This window comes from Nocardia pseudobrasiliensis NBRC 108224 (assembly GCF_001613105.1).
GTDB classification, from domain to species: Bacteria; Actinomycetota; Actinomycetes; order Mycobacteriales; family Mycobacteriaceae; genus Nocardia; species Nocardia pseudobrasiliensis.
Genome location: NZ_BDBS01000009.1, coordinates 222,405 through 245,242 on the forward strand (window position 1 = coordinate 222,405; position 22,838 = coordinate 245,242).

Sequence of the window (22,838 nt, forward strand, 5' to 3'; positions counted from 1 at the left end):
ATGACCGCCGTCACCGACACCGTCGACACCGAGCACATCGCCGCGGTCCGGGAGTTCAACCGCCGCTACACCCGGCTGATCGGGGTACTGCAGGAACACCTCGTCGAGAGCGAACATTCGCTGACCGAGGCGCGAATCCTGTTCGAGCTGAACAACTTCGGCCCGCTCGAGGTCGTCACCCTGCGCCAGGACCTGGACCTGGATCCCGGCTATCTGAGCCGCATCCTCACCCGTTTCGAACAATCCGGCCTCGCGCAGCGCCGCCGCTCCGAACACGACGGCCGACGCCAGGAGGTAGCGCTGACCGAGCACGGCCGCGAGGTCTTCGCCGAACTGGACCGACGCTCCGACGCGAGCGTGGCCACCCTGCTCGGCGACCATTCCCCCACCGAACGCAGCCGATTGGTCAATGCCATGCGGACCATCGAGCGCATCCTCGACGGCCGCGCGGCCGCCTCCTTCACCATCCGCGATCCGCGTCCGGGCGACTACGGCTGGGTCGTACAGCGCAACGGCGCGCTCTACGCCGCCGAATGCGGCTGGAACCTGGCCTACGAAACCCTGGTCGCCCGCATCGTGGCCGACTATCTGGACACCCACGAACCGGATACCGAACGGGCCTGGATCGCCGAATCCGACGGCGAGCCGGTGGGCTCGATCTTCTGTATGCGCGAGGACGACACCACCGCCCGGCTGCGGCTGCTGCTCGTGGAGCCGTCGGCGCGCGGACTGGGCGTGGGCAGCGCACTGGTCGAGGAGTGCCTGCGCTTCGCCGCCGCGGCGGGCTATCGCCGAATGGTGTTGTGGACCACCGACGCCCAGACCTCGGCCCGCCACATCTACGAGCGCGCGGGCTTCGAACTGGTCGACACCGCACCGCATCACGACTTCGGCCGGGAGGTGACGGGACAGACCTGGCGTCGCGCCCTGTGACGCGTCGCGGCCCGGTTACGGGATGGTCAAAAGTCCAGATTCCGGATGTGACCGATTCGTCCAGAATCGCGGCCGGGCACCGAACCCGTCGCGAATCCGCGAAACACCGGCACTCGAACCCCACGCGCATCGACCCGTCGGACCCGGCGGCTACTGTCGGTAGCATGGTGCTGCCCGATCCGACCGGCGACGTGGCCCCGCTGGGCGTCTGGCCGGGGACGCCCTATCCCCTGGGCGCGACCTACGACGGCGCGGGCACCAACTTCTCGGTCTTCTCCGAAGTCGCCGAGCGGGTGGAGGTCTGCCTGATCGATGACGAGGGCGTCGAGACGCGAATTCCGCTGGAGGAGGTCGACACCTACGTCTGGCACGCCTATGTGCCGACGGTCGCGCCCGGTCAGCACTACGGCTTCCGGGTGCACGGACCCTTCGATCCGGACCGCGGATTGCGCTGCGACGCAAGCAAACTGCTGCTCGACCCGTACGGCAAGGCCTTCGCGGGCGAATTCGACGGGCATTCCTCGCTGCACACCTACGGCCAGGACACCTTGGGCCACACCATGACCGGCGTGGTGATCAACCCGTTCTTCGACTGGGCCGACGACCGCTCGCCCACCCGTCCCTATCACGAGACGGTCATCTACGAGGCCCACGTCAAGGGTATGACCATGACCCATCCGGCGGTGCCCGAGCAGTTGCGCGGCACCTACGCGGGCATCGCCCATCCGGCGATCATCGAACATCTGAAATCGTTGGGCATCACCGCGATCGAGCTCATGCCGGTCCATCAGTTCATCCACGATCAGATGCTGCTGGATCAGGGACTGCGCAACTACTGGGGTTACAACAGCGTCGGCTATCTGGCCCCGCATCACGACTACGCCGCCGACCGCCGACCCGGCGCGGCGGTCACCGAATTCAAGGCCATGGTGCGGGAACTGCACGCGGAGGGCATCGAGGTCATCCTCGACGTGGTCTACAACCACACCGGCGAGGGCAATCACCTCGGCCCGACCATCGGCCTGCGCGGTATCGACAACGCCGCCTACTACCGGCTGATGGAGGACGAGCCCGAGCACTACATGGACTACACCGGCACCGGCAACAGCCTCAATGTGCGCCATCCGCACACCCTGCAGCTGATCATGGATTCGCTGCGGTACTGGATCCTGGAGATGCACGTCGACGGCTTCCGCTTCGACCTGGCCGCGACCCTGGCGCGCGAATTGCACGATGTGGACCGGCTTTCCACCTTCTTCGATCTGGTGCAGCAAGATCCGGTGGTGAGCCAGGTGAAGCTGATCGCCGAACCGTGGGACGTCGGCGAGGGCGGCTATCAGGTCGGCAACTTCCCCGGGCTGTGGACGGAGTGGAACGGCAAATACCGGGACACCGTGCGCGATTACTGGCGCGGTGAGCCGTCGACGCTGGGCGAGTTCGCCTCCCGGCTCACCGGCTCCTCCGATCTGTACGAAGCCACCGGCCGTAGGCCGAGCGCCAGTATCAACTTCGTCACCGCCCACGACGGGTTCACCCTGCGGGATCTGGTGTCCTACAACGACAAACACAATGAGGCCAACGGCGAGGGCAATCGCGACGGCGAGAGCCACAACCGCTCCTGGAACTGCGGCGTGGAGGGCCCGACCGACGATCCGGAGGTACTGGCGCTGCGAGAACGCCAGAGCCGCAACATGATCGCGACACTGGTGTTGTCGCAGGGCACCCCGATGCTGCTGCACGGCGACGAGATGGGTCGCACCCAGCAGGGCAACAACAATGCCTACTGCCAGGACTCGCCGCTGTCGTGGATGGATTGGTCGCTGGCACAGAAGAATTCGGATCTGCTCGAATTCACCCGCGCGGCGATCGCGCTGCGCGCCGAACATCCGGTGTTCCGGCGACGACGCTTCTTCGACGGCCGCCCCGCCACCGGCCACGCTCACCCCGGTGACATCGCCTGGCTGACCCCGGCGGGTGAGGAGATGACCGCCGCCGACTGGGACTCGGGCTTCGGCCGCTCGCTGACGGTATTCCTCAACGGCGCGGCCATCAAGGAACCGGGCCCGCGCGGGGAGCGCGTCACCGACGACTCCTTCCTGCTGTGTTTCAACGCCCACGATGCCGCAATCGGGTTCGTTCTGCCCGGCGTCGAGTTCGGCGAGCGCTGGTCGGTGGCGCTGGACTGCGCGACCCCGACCGGGGAGTCCGAGGCGGATTTTCCCGCCGCCGCGACGGTCGAGGTTCTCCCGCGCTGCTTGCTTGTTCTGCGCCGGACGGCATGATCGATGGCGAGATGACAGAACCGACACCGCCCGACGAGGTCACCGGGCCGATCGCCCGCCGTACATCGGTCCGCAGCACCTACCGGTTGCAACTGCGGCCCGACCTGCTCACCTTCGCCGATGCCCGCGCGATCGCGGAGTATCTGCAGCAGCTGGGCATCTCCCACCTGTACCTGTCCCCGATCCTGACCGCGGCCCACGGGTCCACCCACGGCTACGACGTGACCGATCCGACAACGGTCTCCGCGGCGCTGGGCGGCCCGGCCGGACTCAAGGCGCTGTCCGACGAGGTTCGCGCCCGGGGTATGGGGTTGATCGTCGATCTGGTGCCCAATCACGTGGGCGTGGCCGATCCGCGCCAGAATCCGTGGTGGTGGGATGTGCTGCGCAACGGCAAGGGCTCGCAGTTCGCGCACTTCTTCGATATCGACTGGAGTCCGGCCAACGGCGCGGGCGGACGCTTGGCGCTGCCGGTGCTGCAGAGCGAGAACGATCCGGCCGCGCTGACCGTGGACCGCAGCGGCCCCGAGCCCATGCTCGCCCTGCACGATCTGCGCTTCCCCATCGCCCCGGGCACCGACGGCGAGAACGCGCTGCGCATTCACGATCGCCAGCACTATCGCCTGGTCAGCTGGAAGGCCGGGGTGTGCACGTATCGCCGTTTCTTCGCGGTGTCGAGTCTGGCCGCGATCCGGCAGGAGGATCCGGCCGTCTTCGACCTCAGCCATCGCGAACTGGCCGCCTGGTGTGAACACGATCTCGTCGACGGCGTGCGCATCGACCATCCCGACGGGTTGGCCGACCCCGCGGGTTATCTGACCAAACTGCGCCGCCTGATCGGCCCCAATCGGCTGCTGCTGGTGGAGAAGATCCTCGCCCGCTCCGAACCGCTGGACCCCGTCCTGCCCATCGATGGCACCACCGGCTACGACGCGCTCGCCCTCGTGGGCGGGGTCTTCGTCGACCCCGCCGGGGAGCCGGCCCTCACCGAACTGTCGCGCGAATTGTGCGAGCACGGCAGCGACGCGGAATGGTTCGCCGATACCGAACATCGGATCAAACGCGCGGTGGCCGAGAAGCTGCTGGTGCCCGAGGTGCGACGACTGGTGGCCGCGGTCAAACGCGACGGCGGCGCCGAGGATTTCGACACCATGGCGCTCACCAACGCCACCATCGAGGCGCTGTCGCATGTGCCGGTCTATCGCACCGACTATTCGCCCCTGACCGGTGTGCTCGCCGAGGTCATCGCCGAAATCGAAAGGCGCAACGGCGAATTGGCCGCGCCGCTGGCGGTCCTGGTCGCGGCGCTGGCCGCGGGCGGCGAGGCGGCGGTGCGCTTCCAGCAGGTGTGCGGGGCGATCACGGCCAAGGCCGTCGAGGACACCATGTTCTATCAGGCCGCGCGGCTGGTGTCGCTGCAGGAGGTCGGCGGCGATCCGGCCCGATTCGGGCGCTCGCCGTTGGAATTCCACCTCGCCAATGCCGATCGCGCTCGCCGCTGGCCGGCCTCGATGACCGCCCTGTCCACCCATGACACCAAGCGCGGTGAGGATGTGCGCGCCCGCATCTCGGTGCTGTCGCAGCTGGCTGAGACGTGGGCGGGCGCGGTAACGGCGTGGAACGACATCACCCCGCCGCCGGACGGCGCGACCGCGCTGTTCCTGTTACAGAACATGTTCGGGGTCTGGCCGGCCGACGGCCGCGCGGCCGCCGCGGTACCCGGACTGCGCGAGCGGCTGCATCAGTTCGCGGAGAAGGCCGTTCGCGAGGCGGGCACCCGGTCCTCCTGGGAGGAGCCCGATTCCGAATTCGAGACCGAACTGCACCACTGGATCGACGCGGTGATCGACGGCCCGGTCGGTGCGGAGCTGAGCGAGCTGGTCACGAAACTGTCCCCGCACGCCTGGTCGGACGCGCTGGCGCAGAAGCTGTTACAGCTGTGCGGGCCCGGCATTCCGGATATCTACCAGGGCTGCGAACTCTGGGAGGATTCGCTCGTCGATCCGGACAACCGCCGCCCGGTGGATTTCTCCCATCGCCTGGCCATGCTCCAATCTCTCACCGGCACACCGGAACTGGACGCCTCCGGGGCGGCGAAGATGTGGGTGGTCGCCTATGCGCTGTGGCTGCGCCGCGAGCGCCCCGACTGCTTCGTCGGCGGCGGCTACACCCCGCTGTTCGCGACCGGCGAGCGGTCGGCGCATCTACTCGGCTACGCCCGCGGCCGGATCGGCGAACCGCCGCAGGTGATCGTGGCCGCGACCCGGCACAGCGTGGGACTGGCCGATTCCGGCTGGGGCGATACCGCCCTCGAACTGCCCGAGGGCAGTTGGACCGACCGGCTGACCGGGCAGATCTTCTCCGGTCCGGTCCGCGCGGACAAGCTGTTCGCCCGGCTTCCGGTCGCCCTGCTGGTGCGATGACACGCCCGGCCACGCGACACGCTGGCCGACCCGTTGGTCCCTTTTGTGACTGGTGAGACATAGCATCATCGGCTGCATCCGCACGATCGATCGCGTTTCGTCAGGAGGCAGCTCGTATGGAGTTCGGTTTCCGCGCGCGTCGGGTGGCGCTCGGCTGTTGCGTCGCAGTCACGATGATCGGGACGCTCGCCGCTCCCGCCCCCGCGGCTCCGCAATCGCCGGACCTCCCCACCGATCTGGTCGAGGCCCTGCAGCGCGATCTGAAGATCAGCGCTCAGCAGTATCTCGCGCGCATCCGAACCTCCGAGCGGCTCGCCGACTTCGCGTCCACCGCGCGCATCGCGCATCCGAACGTTTTCGCCGGTGTCCGCATGGACGGTGACCGCGGCGTCGTGGCGCTGGCCGACGGGGTGAGTTCGGATGCGGCCCGAAAGGCCGCGCAGCAGGCGGGTTTCGCGGTGGAGACGGTCGGCGACAGCCTGGCCACGCTGCGCGGGCGGCGCACCGCCTTCGAACAGTGGCTGGCTCGGCAGCCGCGATCGGTGGCCGAATCGGTGGTGGGCTACGGCATCGACGTCACGCACAACAGCCTGACCGTGCGGGTCGCCCAGGGCACGCAGCTGCCCAGCGAGGCGGGTCGGCTCCGCTCGATCACCGCGCAGATCCCGGTGGCCCAGCCCTACAGCGGCCCGATCGTCGACAAGGAGCCGATGACGGGCGCCGGCACCGACGCCGTCATCGGCGGGCAGCCCTATGCCTTCGACTTCCTGGGCCGGACCGGCAAATGCTCGTTCGGATTCAACGGCACCGACGCCGCCGGACACGCCGTGAATATCACAGCGGGACATTGCAATCCGAACAATCTGCTCCCCAAGGCCGACAAGTCGACCCAGCCGCGGCACATCTTCGAAACCGGTTTCGACGCCCACGACAAGCGGCGCGGCGACGATCTCGGCTACTTCGAGGCGTCCAATCTCGGCCCGCACGACTTCTCGGTCATCCGCATCGGCGACGCCGCGGCGGCGCGCTTCCGCAACAACCAGATCACCACCCGCCGCATCACGGTGCCGGGCCCGATGTCGGCGGGTTCGGCCGCCGGACTGCATCTGCCGACCAGCAGCAGCGAGGGGTCGGCCGGGACGCCGCCGGCCGGTCCGGATATCGGCATCGACGGCACCGCCGACCCCGTCGTCGGCGGCATCGTCTGCAAGGCCGGTATGCGCACCGGCTACACCTGCGGCCAGGTCATCGACGTCGATCTGGAACTCAATGTGAAGATGAAGCCCGAGGACAAGGACTCCACCCGCCTCGAGCATATGTTCGCCGCCAATGTCTGCGGTCAGCACGGCGACAGCGGTGGTCCGATCTTCGCCGGCTCCAAGGCCGTCGGGATCACCAGCGCCGTCGCCATGGATCCGACCTCACCGTCGGACGGATGCGGTCTGATCCCACTGCTGATCGGTCAGCCGATCAACCCTGTGCTGCAGGCCAATCCGGGTCTGACGGTGCGAACGAACTGACGACCTCAGGCCGTGATCGCCTGCGGTAGCTCCGAGGTCGTCGCGGCCGGCTCGTAGGGAAGCGAGCCGGCCAGTTCGTTCTCCCAGCGCATCACGTTCGGCGGGTTGTAATCCGAACAGGGCTGCGCCGTGGTCGACAGGTACACCTGGTGATCGTCGGGCAGGCCCAATCGCCGCCAGGAGTCGCGATAGAACCGCTTACTGGTCGGATGCGCCACCTTCGCGCACAAATTCAGCATGCGATAGCCGACGGTCAGCGAGTTGTGCGGCGTCACGGAGTTGTCGAAGCCCGCGTGGCGAGCGATCAACTGCTCCAACCGATCCCGATCGAACACCAGGCCCTGCTTCTCGGCCTCGCTCACCATCCAGCGCAGCGTGATGTTCGACAGCCGCGGATCCTGATAGCCGCCGCCGATATCGGTGTGCACTCCCTTGAACCAGACCTGCTTGACCCGCTCGGGATCCTGCTGCACCGCCTCGGGCACCTCCCACAGACACGGCGCGAAGGCGCGGCGGCGTTCGTTGATGGCCAACGCCTGACGCGCGCATTCGACCAGCGGCGACAGCCGCACATCGTGGAAGCGGTAGCGCCACGAGGTCAGCAGCGGCACACCCATCGAGCCCACGGTGTCGAAGACGCCCATGAACTTGATCGGCACCGAGTAGTGGCAGTTCTCCTCGCGGAAGCGCACCCAGTGCTGCGGATCCGGATCATCGGGATTGCGCTTGCGCTCCCGATAGATCCGCAGCGCCTGCGGATATTTCCCATCGATCATCGCCTCGGCCGTCATCAGGCCCAGGCGGTTGATCATGCCCGCGAGGCTGCGCGCGGTATAGGCGCCGCGGCTGAAGCCGAAGATGTAGATCTCGTCGCCGGGCTCCCAGTTCAGGGCCAGCTGCCAGTACATGGTCGACAGATTCGCGTCCAGGCCCAGGCCGAACGCCCCGCCGAGCAATTTGTCGGCGAGATAACCGCGCGAACCGGGCCCGTCGATGTAGAAGACGCGCTGACCCACCCCGCCCCCACGCGCCGAGGGGGTGTGCAGCCGGACCGATTCGGCGATCTTGACGATATTGGACACCGAGGGGTTGCTCTCCGCACCCCACGTGCCGTCACAACAGACCACCAGTCGTTTCATGGGTGAAATCCTCCCGCCCCGTTCGTCCCCGAACTTGCGTAGCCGACTACCCGAATCATCGACTCGGCCCTACGCAAGTGTTAATCGCTTCACAGATTCCTCATGAAGTCCCTGCCATTGTGACGGACATGCCCGCAGAACGCGCTGCCGTCGCCACCGCACCCGGCTGTGCTGAAATGAGCAGGATGCGCGTACTGGTAGTCGAGGACGATCGCGAGCTGGGCGACGAGGTCGCCGACGGCCTGCGGGCCGCGGGCTTCGCGGTCGATCTCGCGCGGGATATGGCCGATGCGGATCTGAAGATCACGGTCAACGCCTACGACTGCCTGATCATCGATCGCGGCCTGCCCGACGGCGACGGCCTGGATCTGGTGCGCGCACATCGCGAATCCGGCGACCGCACCCCGGTGCTGATCCTCACCGCCCGCGACGGCCTGGCCGACCGGCTCGACGGCTTCGCCCACGGCGCCGACGACTATGTGGTCAAACCCTTCGACCTCGACGAGCTGGCCGCCCGGGTGCGCGCCCTGTGCCGCCGCCAGGAACGCCCGGCGCCGACCCGCACCCAGATCCGCGATCTGGTGGTCGACCGCCCGCGGCGGCGGGTACAGCGGGCCGGGGTGCTGTTGACGTTGACGCCCAAGGAGTTCGGCGTCCTGGAACTGCTCGCCACCCGCGCGGGCAGCGTCGTCACCCGCACCGAACTCATCGAATGCTGCTGGGACGAGATGGCCGAACCCGCCTCCAACGTGGTCGACGTGGTGATCGCGCAGCTGCGCCGCAAACTCGGCGCGCCGCCGCTCATCGATACCGTCCGCGGCGTCGGCTTCACCATCGAACCGTGACCGGACGCGATCCGCGCCCGGCGGTCGCACGGCTGCGACGCACCCGTTGGCGGCTGACCGTGCTGTTCACCGCGATCACCGCGATCTGCCTGATCGTCTTCGGCGCCTTCGCCGCGACCATCGACGCCCGCTCACGCCAGCGGGCCCTCGACGATCGCGTCGACCGGATCGCCACCGGCCTGACCCGCGACGTGTTCTGGGACGAGAAGGGCGGACTCGATCTGGAACTGCTGCGCGAGGACGATCTGGCCCAGGGCACGGCCTCGGTCGCGGTGTTGAGCCACGATGCGACCGCGGGCTGGCGCGAGGCGTTCGGTCACCGGCGGCCGGGCCTGCCCACCGACGCGCGGCTGGCGGCGCTGGCCGCCGACGCCGCCACCGAGGGCGAGCAGATCATCCGGACCGTGCCGAGTAACGACGGCCATCCCGTGCGGGTGGCCGCGGTGCCGAGCTGGAACAGCGAAACCCAGGTGGGCGCGGTGGTTTTCGCGGCCGTGGATCCCGCGCCGGGCGAACGCGATCACGACGGGCTGGTGCTCGCGCTCGAACTGGGCGGCGCGGCCCTGATCGCGCTCGCGGCCGCCGCGGGCCATCTGCTGTCGGGGCTGAGCATGCGCTCGGCGCTGCGCATGCTCGACGATCAGGAACGCTTCCTCGCCGACGCCGCACACGAACTGCGCACCCCGCTGGCCACCCTGCGTCTGCACACCGATGCGGGCCTGCGCGAACCGGATCGAGCCACCACGGCACTGACCGATGTGCGGCGCTTGGCCGATCGGATGGGCCGGTTGGTCACCGGACTGCTCGCCCGCACCCGCACCCAGACCGGGGTGGTGCGCCCGGACGCGGTGCGGCTGCGGCTGGATCAGCTGGTCGAGGCCGTCGTCGCCGAATGCGGGCCCGATATCGCCCTGAGCGCCGAACCCACTGTGGTGCAGGCGGATCCGGACCTGCTCACCCTGGCCGTGCGCAATCTGGTCGACAATGCCCTGGTACACGGCGGCGGCCGGGTCGAGGTGAGCGTGGCCGCGGGCCGGGTCAGCGTGCGCGATCACGGCGCGGGAGTGGACGCGACACTCGGCGATCCGTTCACCCACGGCACCACCGGTTCGCCGAGCGGGCACGGCATCGGATTGTCGATCGTGCGCTGGGTCGCCCAATTGCACGACGGCAGCGCCATTATCGAGGCCGCGCCCGACGGCGGCACGCTGGCGGTGCTGGCGCTGCCGGAAATCAGTACCGCGTCAGAATGAGATCGGTCTTCAGCACGTCGGTCGGCGCCAGCCAGCCCTTGGACCGCAGCGTGCCGATGGCCTTGTCGCGCAACGTCCTCGCCTCGTCGCGGGTATCGGTCTTGAACGACAGCTCGATCACCGTCTCGGTGCCCGAGCCCGAGACCGCGCGGATCGGCACCACCTCGAGATCGATATCGGTCCCCTGCCAGGAGCCCGACCAGTCGCGCGCCTCGACCGGCCCGTGCTGGCGCGAGTCCGCCAATCGGTCTCGGCCCCAATTCCTTCCCGACCAGTCCGCCAGCTTGCCGGGAATCCGGTCGACCAGCAGCGTGCGCGCATCCGATTCCGAGGGCAGCCGAGTTCCCTTGTAGCCCTTGGCCGATTCGGACTTCTTGTTCGAGAAGCTGAGCGTCATCTTCTCGTAGGTCCAGTCCACCTGGGCCGCGTAGTTGGTATCGGAGGAATCGAAACCCTGCCGGTTGGCCTCGGTCAGGGCGGCGTCGATATTCTCGCCCGAGATCGCGAAGCGCTTCTTGTAGTCCAGGTCGAGATCCTTGCCGTCCTTGTGCCGCAGGCGCACACTCCAGCCCGCGTTCTTCAATTCCAGCGGCGAGGTGTCGAAGTACTCGTAGGCGAGCGCCCTGGACGAGGCGCCGAGCCCGAAGGCGGAGCGCACCTCGGCGGTGGGCGCGCCCGACGAATCCAGCGCCGCGGCAACGAGATCGAGTTTGACCTCGAAATTCGGCTCGGCGTTCGCGGCGGCCGACGCCAGCGGGGCGCGCGCTCCCCCGAACAGAACGGCGACGATCGCAAGCAGTAAGACAAGATCACGTTTGGCCATCACGGCAGCCTGCGCGGTCGGTATGACCGACCGGCGAGCAATACACAGCGCCGACATGAACTCTCCGATCGTGTCCACGGGTCGGTTCGAGCCACAACCATTCGGTGAGCACACTCACAGCAACATTACTTCCATCCGGACGCTACTATCACTGCAACTGGACGGCCGACCAGTTCGACCCATCGCTGCACACAGATTCACAGGCTCCACATGAAAAGCGTTCTCCGCCGCGCACCCCGTGTCGCGGTAATCCTGGCCGCGGCCACTGCCGCCGTATTCGGCCCCCTGTCCGCAACCGCGTTCGCCGATTCCGGTTCGCATTCCTCCGATACCGTCGGCTACGGCCCGATATTCACCGACGAGGCGATCGCCTTCGCCTACGGATTGGCCAATCCCGATGTCGCGCCGCAGGGTTCCAACGACTGGAACTGCAAGCCCGACGCGGCCCATCCGCGCCCGGTCGTGCTGGTGCACGGCACCTGGGCCAGCGCGTTCGGCGCCTACTCCTATATGTCGCCGCAGCTGGCCGAGGCCGGATACTGCGTCTTCACCTTCAATTACGGGCGCGCGAACGCACCCGGTGACGGACTCGTCCAGCCGAGTATCGGGGCCACCGGATACATCGAGGACTCCGGAAAACAATTGGCGGCCTTCGTCGATCGCGTCCTCGCGACCACCGGCGCGGATCAGGTCGATATGATCGGCCATTCCCAGGGCGGCGTCGTCGCGCGGCAGTATCTGAAATTCGACGGCGGTTCGAATTCCGGCGGATCGAAGGTGCGGCATCTGATCACCTTCGGCGCCACCAATCACGGCACCACGCTGAGCGGTCTGGGCAATCTGCTCGCAATCGTCAAGGCGCGCACCGGAACCGATCTCACCGCGCCGACCGAGGATCTGATCGGGCACGCGGGCATCCAGCAATTGGTCGGCTCATCGGTGCTGAGGAAACTCAACGCGGGCGGCGACACCGTGCCGGGCGTGGACTACACGATCGTGGCCGATGCCCTCGACGAGGTCTCCACGCCCGCCCCGCGCACCTTCCTCACCGCCGGGCCGGGCGCGACCGTGCACAACCGCACGCTGCAGGACGGTTGTGCGCTGGACACCTCCGATCACAATTCGATGCTCTACTCACCGCGGGCGGTGTCGATCGCACTGCACGCCCTGGACCCGGTGGCGCACCCGAACCTGGTGTGTACGACCAACCCCTGGTTACTCTGACAGACTGGGGCGGTGAGCGAGCGGCAAACGGACGAAACGGGCGCGGCGGATCGCGGGACGGTGATCGGCAACGGATTGCTCTGGCTGGCCAAGTGGTCGGTGTGCATCGTCGCGATCGCCGCGGGCGCCTGGGTGATCTTCTACGTCCTCGCGAAATTGTGGGTCGCGGTGCTGCCGGTGCTGCTGGCCGTCGTCGTCGCGACGGTGCTCTGGCCACCGACCCGCTGGCTGGTGAAACGCGGGCTGCCCGCCGCCGCGGCGGCATCGATCACCATGCTCGGCTTCGTCGCCGTACTCGCGGGAATCATCGCCCTGATCGTGCCGTCGGTGGTGGACCAGGTGCCGCAACTGGCCGACAGCGCCACCGACGGCATCAATCGGGTCACCGCCTGGCTACACGGCCCGCCGCTGAATATCCGTGACGAACAGCTGAATTCGGCCAAGGACGCGATCGTCTCGCGGCTGCAGTCGAGTGCCACGCGGATCGCCACCGGAGTGTTCAGCGGCGTGAGCGCGGCCACGAGCGGGATCATCACGCTGTTTCTGGTGCTGGTGCTCACATTCTTCTTCGTCAAGGACGGGCCGCGCTTCGTGCCGTGGCTGCAGGCGCTGTTCGGCCGCCGCGGCGCGCAGCACGTGGAGGAGGTGCTCAACCGGGTCTGGGCCACCCTCGGCGGATTCATCCGCACCCAGGCGCTGGTCAGCCTGATCGACGCGGTCTTCATCGGGGCCGGGCTGGTGATCCTCGGCGTTCCGCTGGCGCTGGTGCTGGCCGTGATCACCTTCCTGGGCGGATTCGTTCCGATGGTCGGCGCGTTCGTGGCCGGGGCGCTGGCGGTGCTGGTGGCGTTGGTGGGCAAGGGTTTCACCACCGCGCTGATCGTGCTGGCCATCATCATCGCGGTGCAGCAACTCGAGGGCAATGTGCTCCAGCCGGTGCTGCAGAGCCGCAGTATGAAACTGCACGCGGTGATCGTGCTGCTCGCGGTGACCGCGGGCGGATCGCTCTACGGAATCGTCGGCGCGTTCCTGGCGGTGCCGATCGCGGCGGTGGCGGCGGTCGTGGTCCGCTATATCGGCGAGCAGATCGACGTGGTCACGACGCCGCCGGAGCCCGAACGCGACCCCGAGGACGAGATCGTCACCGGCGCGAGCTGAGATCGGTTCGCAGACACGCAGAATCGCGACACGCCGATCTTGTCGGGTCCCGACCAGGACCGTGACCTATACCATGAGCCGGTTCTGCGTGTCGGGCCGTGTCGGACCGATTTTCGTCGGTGGCTACCTCTAGAATCCGATGGCGTGTCAGCCTCGTCGGGATCTTTCGTCCATCTCCACAACCACACCGAGTACTCGATGCTCGACGGCGCGGCGAAGATCACGCCTCTGTTCAAAGAGGCCGAGCGGCTGAATATGACCGCGGTCGGCATGACCGACCACGGCAACATGTACGGCGCCTCGGAGTTCTACAACTCCGCCAAGAAGCAGGGCATCAAGCCGATCATCGGCATCGAGGCCTACATCGCGCCGGAGTCGCGGTTCAACACCAAGCGCGTGCTGTGGGGCGACCCGTCGCAGAAGAGTGACGACGTGTCCGGTTCCGGTTCGTACACGCATATGACCATGGTCGCCGAGACCGCGACCGGGCTGCGCAACCTGTTCAAGCTCTCGTCGCTGGCCTCCATCGAGGGTCAGCTCGGCAAGTGGGCGCGTATGGACGCCGAGATCATCGCCGAGCACGCCGAGGGCATCATCGCCACCACAGGCTGCCCCTCGGGCGAGGTGCAGACCCGCCTGCGCCTGGGCCACGATCGCGAGGCCCTCGAGGCCGCCGCCAAGTGGCAGGAGATCTTCGGCAAGGACAACTTCTTCCTCGAGATCATGGATCACGGGCTGTCCATCGAGCGCCGGGTGCGCGAGGGCCTGCTCGAGGTCGGCCGCCAGCTGGGCATTCCGCCCCTGGCCACCAACGACTGTCACTATGTGCACGAGTCGGATTCGGCCAACCACGAGGCGCTGCTCTGCATCCAGACCGGTAAGACCCTCTCCGATCCGACACGCTTCAAATTCGACGGCTCGGGCTACTACCTGAAGTCCGCCGAGGAGATGCGCGCCATCTGGGACGCGGAAGTGCCTGGGGCCTGCGACAATACGGTCCTCATCGGCGAGCGCGTGCAGTCCTACGAGGACGTCTGGGCCCATCGCGACCGGATGCCGATCTTCCCGGTGCCCGAGGGTGAGACCCAGGCCAGCTGGCTGCGCAAGGAGGTCTTCCGCGGCCTGGATCGCCGGTTCCCCGGCGGCGTGCCCGACGAGTACGTCCGCCGCGCCGACTACGAACTCGACGTCATCATCGAGATGGGCTTCCCGGCCTACTTCCTCGTGGTCGGCGACCTCATCACCTACGCCCGCTCGGTCGGCATCAGCGTCGGCCCGGGCCGTGGTTCGGCGGCCGGCTCGCTGGTCGCCTACGCCATGGGCATCACGAATATCGACCCGATCCCGCACGGGCTGCTGTTCGAGCGCTTCCTCAATCCCGAGCGCGTGTCCATGCCCGATATCGATATCGACTTCGACGATCGCCGCCGCGGTGAGATGGTGCGCTACGCCACCGAGAAGTGGGGTACCGACCGGGTCGCCCAGGTGATCACCTTCGGCACCATTAAAACCAAGGCGGCGCTGAAGGATTCGGCCCGCGTGCAGTTCGGCCAGCCGGGTTTCGCGATCGCCGATCAGATCTCCAAGGCGCTGCCGCCGCCGATCATGGCCAAGGACATTCCGCTGTCGGGCATCATGGATCCCGAGCACGAGCGGTACAAGGAGGCCGCCGAGGTCCGGGAGCTCATCAATACCAACCCGGATGTCAACAAGATCTACGAGACCGCGCGCGGCCTCGAGGGCCTGATCCGCAACGCCGGTGTGCACGCCTGCGCGGTCATCATGTCCAGTGAGCCGCTCACCGACGCCATCCCGGTCTGGAAGCGTGCGCAGGACGGCGCGATCATCACCGGCTGGGACTATCCGTCGTGTGAGGCCATCGGCCTGTTGAAGATGGACTTCCTGGGTCTGCGCAACCTGACGGTCATCGGCGACGCCCTGGTCAACATCAAGGCCAACCGCGGTATCGAACTCGACCTGGACACCCTGCCGCTGGAAGATCCGCCGACCTACGAATTGCTCGCTCGCGGTGACACTCTCGGCGTATTCCAGCTCGACGGCGGCGCCATGCGCGATCTGCTGCGCCGCATGCAGCCCACCGGCTTCGAGGACATCGTCGCGGTGCTCGCGCTGTATCGCCCGGGCCCGATGGGCATGAACGCCCACAACGACTACGCCGACCGCAAGAACAAGCGGCAAGAGGTCAAACCCATCCATCCGGAGCTCGAGGAGCCCCTGAAGGACATCCTGGCCGACACCTACGGGTTGATCGTGTACCAGGAGCAGATCATGCAGATCGCGCAGAAGGTGGCCGGATACTCCCTCGGCCGAGCCGATATTCTGCGCCGCGCCATGGGTAAGAAGAAGGCCGAGGTGCTCGAGGCCGAATTCGAGGGCTTCGAGAAGGGCATGTTGGAGAACGGCTTCTCCAAACCGGCGATCAAGGCGCTGTGGGACACGATTCTCCCGTTCGCCGGTTACGCGTTCAACAAATCCCATGCCGCGGGCTACGGCCTGGTGTCGTTCTGGACCGCCTACCTCAAGGCCAACTATCCGGCCGAATACATGGCGGGCCTGCTCACCTCCGTCGGTGACGACAAGGACAAGGCCGCGGTCTATCTGGCCGACTGCCGCCGCCTGGGCATTCAGGTGCTGCCGCCGGATGTCAACGAGTCCGAACTCGAATTCGCCTCCGTCGGCAACGACATCCGCTTCGGTATGGGCGCGGTGCGCAATGTCGGCGCGAACGTGGTGGCCTCGATCATCGCCGCCCGCAAGGAGAAGTCGAAGTTCACCGACTTCTCCGACTACCTCAACAAGATCGACACCGTGGCCTGCACCAAGAAGGTCACCGAATCGCTGATCAAGGCGGGCGCGTTCGATTCGCTCAATCACCCGCGCAAGGGTCTGCTGCTGGTGCACTCCGATGCGATCGACGCGGTGATGGCCACCAAGAAGGCCGAGGCGATCGGCCAGTTCGACCTGTTCGGCGGCCTCGACGACAGCGACGAGTCGATGGCCTCGGTCTTCAATGTGAAGGTCGCCGACGAGGAGTGGGACACCAAGCACAAACTCGCCCTCGAACGAGAGATGCTGGGCCTGTATGTATCCGGCCATCCGCTCGACGGCGTGGCGCATGTGCTCTCGGCCCAGGCCGATACCGCGATCCCGAACATTCTCGAAGGCAATCTCCAGGACGGCGCGCAGGTCACCGTCGGCGGCATCCTGGCCTCGGTCACCCGGCGCATCAACAAGAACGGAATGCCCTGGGCCTCCGCGCAATTGGAGGATCTGTCCGGTGGTATCGAGGTGCTGTTCTTCCCGCAGGCCTATTCGGCCTTCGGTATGGACGTCGTCGAGGACGCGGTCGTGCTGGTGAAGGCCCGCGTCTCAGCCCGCGACGACCGGATCTCGCTGATCGCCAACGATCTGGTGGTGCCGGACCTGTCGGCCATCGGCATGGAGAAACCCCTCGCGGTCACCATGCCCACCCGCATGTGCACCCCCGACAAGATCAAGGCCCTGCAGCGCGTCCTGCGCAGCCACCCCGGCCCCGCCGACGTCCACATCCGCCACGTCGGCGCCCGCGAGAAGACCACCCTGCTCAAACTCGACGACAGCCTGCGCGTTTCACCGTCCTCGGCACTGATGGGCGACCTGAAGGCGCTGCTGGGCCCGGGGTGTCTGGCGGGATAGTTACAGCCAGGTCGGATCGCCGAATACCGCGCCGCTGTCGTCCACATCGGCGGATTTGGCGTACAGGTAGGCGTATTGGCGCAGGGTGACCGGGCCGCTGCACTGGTTGACGGTGAGGTGGAAGTCGCGGATGACGATTTGAACCACGCGGCCCGGGGCCATCTCCTTCTCCCCGAGCGGGACCTCCTTGACCTCACCGGGGGCCAGGCTCATGCTCACGATGGGCTGAAATTCGGCCTGTACCTGGGGAAGTCCGTTCTGACTGCCGGGGCTGGTGACGGTCACCTGGGGGGAGGCGCCCACGCTGCCGCCGCCGATATTGACCGCGCAGCCGACGTGGTAGCCGGTTTTGAGCACACCGACCGCGGCACCGTTGACCAGACCGTAGGCGATACCGCTGAGCAGCGCCTCACGCGTGGTGCCCATGAGATTCAGCGACGCAATCCGATTGATGGTCTCGAACCGGCTGCCAACGGTGAAACTGCCGAATGCCGAGCCGAAGGTCTTCTCGTGCGGCGTCAACTCCTCGACATCCGCCCGCGCGGTCGGCGTGCTGAACAGGACGACACCGACAGCGATAGCGCAGACCTTCCACAGGGCGGACGTCATAGTCGAAACTGTAGTAGCCGACGGCTATCTGCCCAGGGTGGACACGCGGTTCAACGCGGCGCGGCCGAGCTTTCCCGCACCACCAGCGTCGGGGCCACAGGCGGTTGCGGCTCCGGTTCGACGGACTCGATCAACTGCCGCAGCAATCGCATACTGCGCCGACCGACCTCGTCGAAATCCTGGCGCACGGTGGTCAGCGACGGCGTCAGATAGGCGGCCTCGGGAATATCGTCGAATCCGACCACCGACACCCGGCCGGGCACGCCGATACCGCGTTCGGCGAAGGCCCGCAGCACGCCGAGGGCCATCTGGTCATTGGCGACGAATAATGCCGTGACCTCAGGGTTTTCGGCCAGTGCGAGCCCGGCCTCATATCCCGAGCGCGCACTCCAGTCCCCCACGCCGGGGGGCGGTACGGGCGCACCCGCGGCGGCGAGTGTGCGCTGCCAGCCCTCGCGGCGATCGCGCGCCTCGCCGAAGCCGTCCGGTCCGGCCAGATGCCACACCGTCTCGTGGCCGAGGTCGAGCAGATGCCGCACCGCCAAGCGCGCGCCCTCGAACTGATCCACCGCCACCGACGGCAGCCCCACCTCGCGCCCGGCCTCCACCACCACCGCCGCCAGCGGGGTGGGCAAACTGTGCAGCGCCGCGGCCGCGGCCTCCTGCGGGGCGATCACGATCACCCCGTCGACACCCTGTCCGGCAAGGGTGTTCACCGCGGCGAGCACGCTGTCGCGATCGACCTGCTCGAGGGTGACGATGCCGACGCCGTAACCCGCTGCGCGCGCGGCCCTTTCGATACCCAGCAGCATGCAGGCCGGACCGTAGAGGATGGTGTCGAAGGTGACCACGCCGAGCACCTTGGAACGCCTGCTCACCAGTCCGCGGGCCATCGCGTTGGGCCGGTAGCCGAGTTCGGCGACCGCGGCCAATACCCGCTCACGGGTCTCCGGCCGCACCTGCGGGCTACCGTTGAGCACACGCGAGACCGTCTGATGCGAAACCCCCGCCAGCTTGGCGACGTCGGTCATCACCGCCGGTCGTTGTCTGTCCGTCACATCCCGCCTTCCGGTGCACCCGATCCCGGTCTCAGGTTAGCGGTCCGGCGCGCCGGACCGCCGAAACCGCGGCGTTCGAGGGGAATCCGTTCGGCGGCAATCGGTTACGGCTTGTGCGCGAGGACCGCGACGAGGGTGACGGAGACGTGATAGTCGTCGGCGGCGACGCCGGCGTCCAGATCGGCCAGGAATTGCTCGCGCTGGGCGGCGCTGATCGCCCCGGCGGCCTCGGCGCGCCGGGCGAGTTCGGCATAGGGCGGTCGGAACTGCCGGGGTTCCCACACGCCCGCCGCGGATGTGATCCGATCGATGACACAGCCCGCCGTCGCGAGTTGCCCGCGCAGCCGCCGTCCCGCCGCGGGATTGGGCACCCCGGCCAGCATGAAGTCGTGCAGCGCGCGCAGGATCACCGGATCGGCCGGATGCACGATCGTGGTGTACCAGTCGGTGTCGATCAGCGCCACACGCCCGCCGGGGCGCAGCACGCGCGCGATCTCGGCGGTCGCCGCCCGCGGGTCCTGCAGATGCTGATAGACCCGCTCGCATCGGACGGCGTCGAAGGACGCGTCCGGAAACGGCAGGCGATAGACCGAGCCGGTGACGAAATCGACCGGTCCCCCGAAACCGATTCCTTCGCCCTCGACTCCTTCCGCACTCGGTCGAGACCCGTGTCCCGCACTCGCGGCGGCGGCGCCGACCAGATTTGCCGCGCGCTCGCGGGCGAGCTCGATCATGCCGGCGTTGGGATCGATACCCACGGATGCTCCGGTCGGCCCGACCTCTTCCGCCGCTGCCAGCACCTCGGTTCCGGTGCCGCTGCCCACATCGAGTACACGCTCGCCGGGCCGCAACGCCAGGGCCGCGCGCGACCACTCCCGCAAATATTGGATGCCGGGCACTCGATCCTGCACGTCCAGCAGCCACACCTGTTCGTCGAGACGCCCGACGTCGGTGCTCTCGTGGAACGACAGAGCATGCGCGCTATCGGTCATACATCGCCTCGCAGTTCGGAGCAAACAATCAGCCGACACTACGATTCGCGCAGACCCCCCGGTTTATCAACGTGACGGCTGCCACTTCCCCCGCGCGGCGGCAATAACCCAGCGCAACGTCGCCACCGCGGCCGCGGCCAGCACGGCCGCCTGCAGCGAACCGGTGACCACGGCGAGAACGACACAGGTCAGCAGCGCGAGGGCCAGAGCCTCGATTTTGTACACGGGCCACGCCGTCCCGGCGATATCAATGCTCGCCGACCGCGGGGTGGGGTTGACCGCTGCCATGTAGTCAGGGTACTCGGACTGTCAAGTTCGGGTAGACGAACTTTCTTGCGGGCTTATTCGATCGGTTGCCGGGGAATTACCAGAGGTATGCCACTGACCGGAGAATATGAGCCCAGCGCATTGGACGAGTCCCGCCAGCACGCGGAACAGTACGAGGCCAGCAACGGCGCCGAGGGCAACACCATGCGGGGCAAACCCGTCGTCCTGCTGACCACCAAGGGAGCCAAGACCGGCAAACTGCGCAAGACCCCACTGATGCGCATCGAGCACGACGGCGAGTATGCCGTGGTCGCCTCGCTGGGCGGGGCGCCGAAGCATCCGGTCTGGTACTACAACGTCAAGGCCAACCCGCACGTCGAACTGCGCGATCGCGAGGTGGTCAAGGACTACACCGCCCGCGAGGTCTTCGGCGACGAGAAGGCCCGGTGGTGGAAGCGCGCGGTCGAGGCCTGGCCCGACTACGCCGAGTACCAGAAGAAGACCGAACGCGAGATTCCGCTGTTCGTGCTCAGCCCGCGGTAGTTTCCGCATGCGGCCGAGGGCGCCCGCGACGCCCCCGGATAGCATGTTCGGGTGTCGAATCCGCTTGATCTCGCAGAGAAAGTATCCGGTCCGCTGCCCGAACTGAGCGCGGACGAGATCGATGCTGCCGCCGAGCGAATTTCCGACATCATTCAGCCGACGCCGCTACAGCGGGTGGACCGGTTGTCCGCGCTGACCGGAGCGAACGTCTACGTCAAACGCGAGGACCTCACCTCCGTCCGCTCCTACAAACTGCGCGGCGCCTACAACCTGATCGTCCAGCTCACCCCCGCCGAACGCGCCGCGGGCGTGGTGACCGCGAGCGCCGGAAATCACGCGCAGGGCGTGGCATTCGCGTGCCGGGCGATGGGCATCTCGGGTCGCATCTACGTGCCGACCACCACGCCGAAGCAGAAGCGCGACCGCATTCGCGCGCACGGCGGCCAGTTCGTGGAACTGATCGCGATCGGCGACACCTACGACGCCGCGGCCGCCGCGGCCGCCGACGACGTCGCCCGCACCGGTGCGACCATGGTTCCGCCCTTCGACGATCCCCGCACCGCCGCCGGCCAGGGCACCATCGCCGCGGAAATCCTCGAACAGCTCGGGCACACACCGGATCTGGTGATCGTGCCGGTCGGCGGCGGTGGCTGCCTGGCCGGGATCGGGACCTATCTGCGCGAGCGGTCGCCCGCGACGGCGATTCTCGGCGTGGAGCCGTCGGGTGCGGCGTCGATGACCGCCGCGCTGGTGGCGGGCGGGCCGGTGACGCTGCCGGAGATCGATCCGTTCGTCGACGGCGCGGCGGTGCGCCGGATCGGCGAACTGCCCTATGCCACGGTCGCCAAATTCGGCGGGCGGGTCATCTCGCACGCCTCGCTACCGCTGCTGACCGCGACCGAATCGCCCAGCGGCGCGGGATCTTTCCGCATCTCACTGGTCGACGAGGGCGCGATCTGCACGACGATGCTCGAGCTGTATCAGAACGAGGGCATCATCGCCGAACCCGCGGGTGCGCTGGCGGTCGCGGCGCTGCCGACGGTCCGGATCGAACCGGGCGCCACGGTGGTGTGCCTGGTGTCCGGCGGTAATAACGACGTGTCCCGCTATGGCGAGATCATCGAGCGGTCGCTGGTCCATCAGGGACTCAAGCACTACTTCCTGGTCGACTTCCCGCAGGAGCCCGGTGCGCTGCGGCGGTTTCTGGACGAGGTGCTCGGGCCCGAGGACGATGTCACGCTGTTCGAGTACGTCAAGCGCAACAATCGGGAAACCGGTGCGGCGCTGGTGGGTATCGAACTCGGCTCGCCGGAGGGGCTGGATCCGCTGTTGAAGCGGATTCGGCATTCGCCCATCCAGTGCGAGCGGCTGGAGCCCGATTCGCCCGCCTACCGCTATCTCACCTGATCACGCCGGGCGTTCGGCCCGGTAGTAGGCGACTCGGCCCAGGCGGCGGCGGTGCTCGGAAGCGACCAGGGCGCAGTCGAATCCGGCGGCGGTCAGCGTCTCGGCGATCTCGTCGCCGCCGATATCCACCAGGTGCAGGCGGCCGCCGGGGCGTAGCACGCGCAGCGCCTCGGCGGCGGCCGCGGCCCGGGTGTCGGCGGGCAGGTGGTGGAGCATGAGCGCCGAGAGCACGCGGTCGTATTCGCCGTCGGCGTAGGGCAGATCCTGGGCGTAGGCGCGTTCGAAGCGGATTCCGCTGCGGCCGTTGATCTTTCGCTGCGCCCGCAGAAGGGCCTTCGGATCGGGGTCGGAGCCGATCACCTCGGCGGCGGGTTGGGATCGGGCGGCCATCACGGTGAGATTGCCGGTGCCACAACCGATCTCGAGTATCCGATGGCCCGGGGCGAGTTCGGCCTGGTCGATCAGGCGGCGGTGCAGCTGCGGTGCGCCGAGCAGTCGGGTGAGCAGATCATAGGCGGGCAGCAGGGCGTCGATGCCGAAGGCGGGCAGGTAGTCGTGGCGGTCGGTCAGTCGGCGGAGCACTGGATGAGGATGATGTTCGGTCATGAATTCCATAGTGATCGCATTACATGCAGAGAAGTTGGGTGATCATCGGCAGGACTGGGA

Annotated in this window: 18 protein-coding genes; 11 read left to right on the forward strand and 7 right to left on the reverse strand. The window is 67.5% G+C overall.

Translation table 11 applies throughout. The features are described from left to right. From NP4_RS10650 to NP4_RS10665, 4 genes are all read left to right on the forward strand, one after another. Nucleotides 1–933: a bifunctional helix-turn-helix transcriptional regulator/GNAT family N-acetyltransferase gene (locus NP4_RS10650; RefSeq protein ID WP_067995690.1), complete on the forward strand. Its 933-nt coding sequence runs from the start codon at nucleotides 1–3 to the stop codon at nucleotides 931–933. A 164-nt stretch (nucleotides 934–1,097) separates the two neighbouring features. Further along, nucleotides 1,098–3,215 (forward strand): glycogen debranching protein GlgX, encoded by a 2,118-nt coding sequence (glgX, locus tag NP4_RS10655; RefSeq protein ID WP_067995691.1) that lies wholly within the window; start codon nucleotides 1,098–1,100, stop codon nucleotides 3,213–3,215. Nucleotides 3,216–3,226: 11 nt separating this feature from the next. Next, nucleotides 3,227–5,638 carry a malto-oligosyltrehalose synthase gene (gene treY, locus NP4_RS10660; protein WP_067995981.1) on the forward strand — a complete coding sequence of 804 codons (2,412 nt, stop codon included), beginning with the start codon at nucleotides 3,227–3,229 and terminating at the stop codon, nucleotides 5,636–5,638. Between the two features lie 116 nt (nucleotides 5,639–5,754). Next, the gene (locus tag NP4_RS10665; protein WP_067995699.1) at nucleotides 5,755–7,158 is read left to right on the forward strand and encodes a S1 family peptidase; all 1,404 of its coding nucleotides are present in this window, start codon (nucleotides 5,755–5,757) and stop codon (nucleotides 7,156–7,158) included. 5 nt (nucleotides 7,159–7,163) lie between these two features. Here NP4_RS10665 and NP4_RS10670 read toward each other — a convergent pair whose 3' ends face one another. Further along, the gene (locus tag NP4_RS10670) at nucleotides 7,164–8,297 is read right to left on the reverse strand and encodes a T6SS phospholipase effector Tle1-like catalytic domain-containing protein (protein WP_067995711.1); all 1,134 of its coding nucleotides are present in this window, start codon (nucleotides 8,295–8,297) and stop codon (nucleotides 7,164–7,166) included. 128 nt (nucleotides 8,298–8,425) lie between these two features. Here NP4_RS10670 and NP4_RS10675 point away from each other — a divergent pair, with 128 nt between their 5' ends. Both NP4_RS10675 and NP4_RS10680 read left to right on the forward strand, forming a co-directional pair. After that, entirely contained in the window at nucleotides 8,426–9,142 is a 717-nt protein-coding gene (locus NP4_RS10675) for a response regulator transcription factor (protein WP_245997904.1), read from the forward strand. Continuing rightward, nucleotides 9,139–10,395 carry a sensor histidine kinase gene (locus NP4_RS10680; RefSeq protein ID WP_067995716.1) on the forward strand — a complete coding sequence of 419 codons (1,257 nt, stop codon included), beginning with the start codon at nucleotides 9,139–9,141 and terminating at the stop codon, nucleotides 10,393–10,395. The genes NP4_RS10675 and NP4_RS10680 overlap by 4 nt, the downstream gene beginning before the upstream one ends. Here the strand turns inward: NP4_RS10680 and NP4_RS10685 are convergent. Continuing rightward, nucleotides 10,376–11,218 carry a hypothetical protein gene (locus NP4_RS10685; protein WP_067995983.1) on the reverse strand — a complete coding sequence of 281 codons (843 nt, stop codon included), beginning with the start codon at nucleotides 11,216–11,218 and terminating at the stop codon, nucleotides 10,376–10,378. The genes NP4_RS10680 and NP4_RS10685 overlap by 20 nt on opposite strands. 210 nt (nucleotides 11,219–11,428) lie before the next feature. On the opposite strand from NP4_RS10685, the gene NP4_RS10690 reads away from it, so the two are divergent. From NP4_RS10690 to dnaE, 3 genes are all read left to right on the forward strand, one after another. Continuing rightward, nucleotides 11,429–12,442, forward strand: coding sequence for an esterase/lipase family protein (locus NP4_RS10690; RefSeq protein WP_067995717.1), 1,014 nt, complete (start codon nucleotides 11,429–11,431; stop codon nucleotides 12,440–12,442). A 12-nt stretch (nucleotides 12,443–12,454) separates the two neighbouring features. Continuing rightward, nucleotides 12,455–13,600: an AI-2E family transporter gene (locus NP4_RS10695; protein WP_067995723.1), complete on the forward strand. Its 1,146-nt coding sequence runs from the start codon at nucleotides 12,455–12,457 to the stop codon at nucleotides 13,598–13,600. Nucleotides 13,601–13,744: 144 nt separating this feature from the next. Continuing rightward, complete coding sequence (dnaE, locus tag NP4_RS10700) at nucleotides 13,745–17,296, forward strand: DNA polymerase III subunit alpha (protein ID WP_082875740.1); 3,552 nt, start codon at nucleotides 13,745–13,747, stop codon at nucleotides 17,294–17,296. On the opposite strand, the gene NP4_RS10705 is transcribed toward dnaE, so the two are convergent. From NP4_RS10705 to NP4_RS10720, 4 genes are all read right to left on the reverse strand, one after another. After that, nucleotides 17,297–17,905: an MspA family porin gene (locus NP4_RS10705; RefSeq protein ID WP_067995734.1), complete on the reverse strand. Its 609-nt coding sequence runs from the start codon at nucleotides 17,903–17,905 to the stop codon at nucleotides 17,297–17,299. Between the two features lie 50 nt (nucleotides 17,906–17,955). Beyond that, the gene (locus tag NP4_RS10710; protein WP_245997903.1) at nucleotides 17,956–18,963 is read right to left on the reverse strand and encodes a LacI family DNA-binding transcriptional regulator; all 1,008 of its coding nucleotides are present in this window, start codon (nucleotides 18,961–18,963) and stop codon (nucleotides 17,956–17,958) included. Nucleotides 18,964–19,067: 104 nt separating this feature from the next. Further along, nucleotides 19,068–19,955: a methyltransferase domain-containing protein gene (locus tag NP4_RS10715; RefSeq protein ID WP_067995737.1), complete on the reverse strand. Its 888-nt coding sequence runs from the start codon at nucleotides 19,953–19,955 to the stop codon at nucleotides 19,068–19,070. A gap of 66 nt (nucleotides 19,956–20,021) precedes the next feature. Further along, nucleotides 20,022–20,243: a hypothetical protein gene (locus tag NP4_RS10720; protein WP_062505091.1), complete on the reverse strand. Its 222-nt coding sequence runs from the start codon at nucleotides 20,241–20,243 to the stop codon at nucleotides 20,022–20,024. Nucleotides 20,244–20,330: 87 nt separating this feature from the next. On the opposite strand from NP4_RS10720, the gene NP4_RS10725 reads away from it, so the two are divergent. Both NP4_RS10725 and ilvA read left to right on the forward strand, forming a co-directional pair. Next, the gene (locus NP4_RS10725; protein ID WP_067995738.1) at nucleotides 20,331–20,765 is read left to right on the forward strand and encodes a nitroreductase family deazaflavin-dependent oxidoreductase; all 435 of its coding nucleotides are present in this window, start codon (nucleotides 20,331–20,333) and stop codon (nucleotides 20,763–20,765) included. 51 nt (nucleotides 20,766–20,816) lie between these two features. After that, on the forward strand, nucleotides 20,817–22,172 hold the full coding sequence (ilvA, locus tag NP4_RS10730) for a threonine ammonia-lyase IlvA (protein WP_067995739.1): 1,356 nt from the start codon (nucleotides 20,817–20,819) through the stop codon (nucleotides 22,170–22,172). Here the strand turns inward: ilvA and NP4_RS10735 are convergent, their stop codons facing one another. Next, a complete protein-coding gene (locus tag NP4_RS10735) occupies nucleotides 22,173–22,778 on the reverse strand; it encodes a class I SAM-dependent methyltransferase (RefSeq protein ID WP_067995989.1) in 606 nt (201 codons plus the stop codon). Nucleotides 22,779–22,838: the final 60 nt, after the last annotated feature.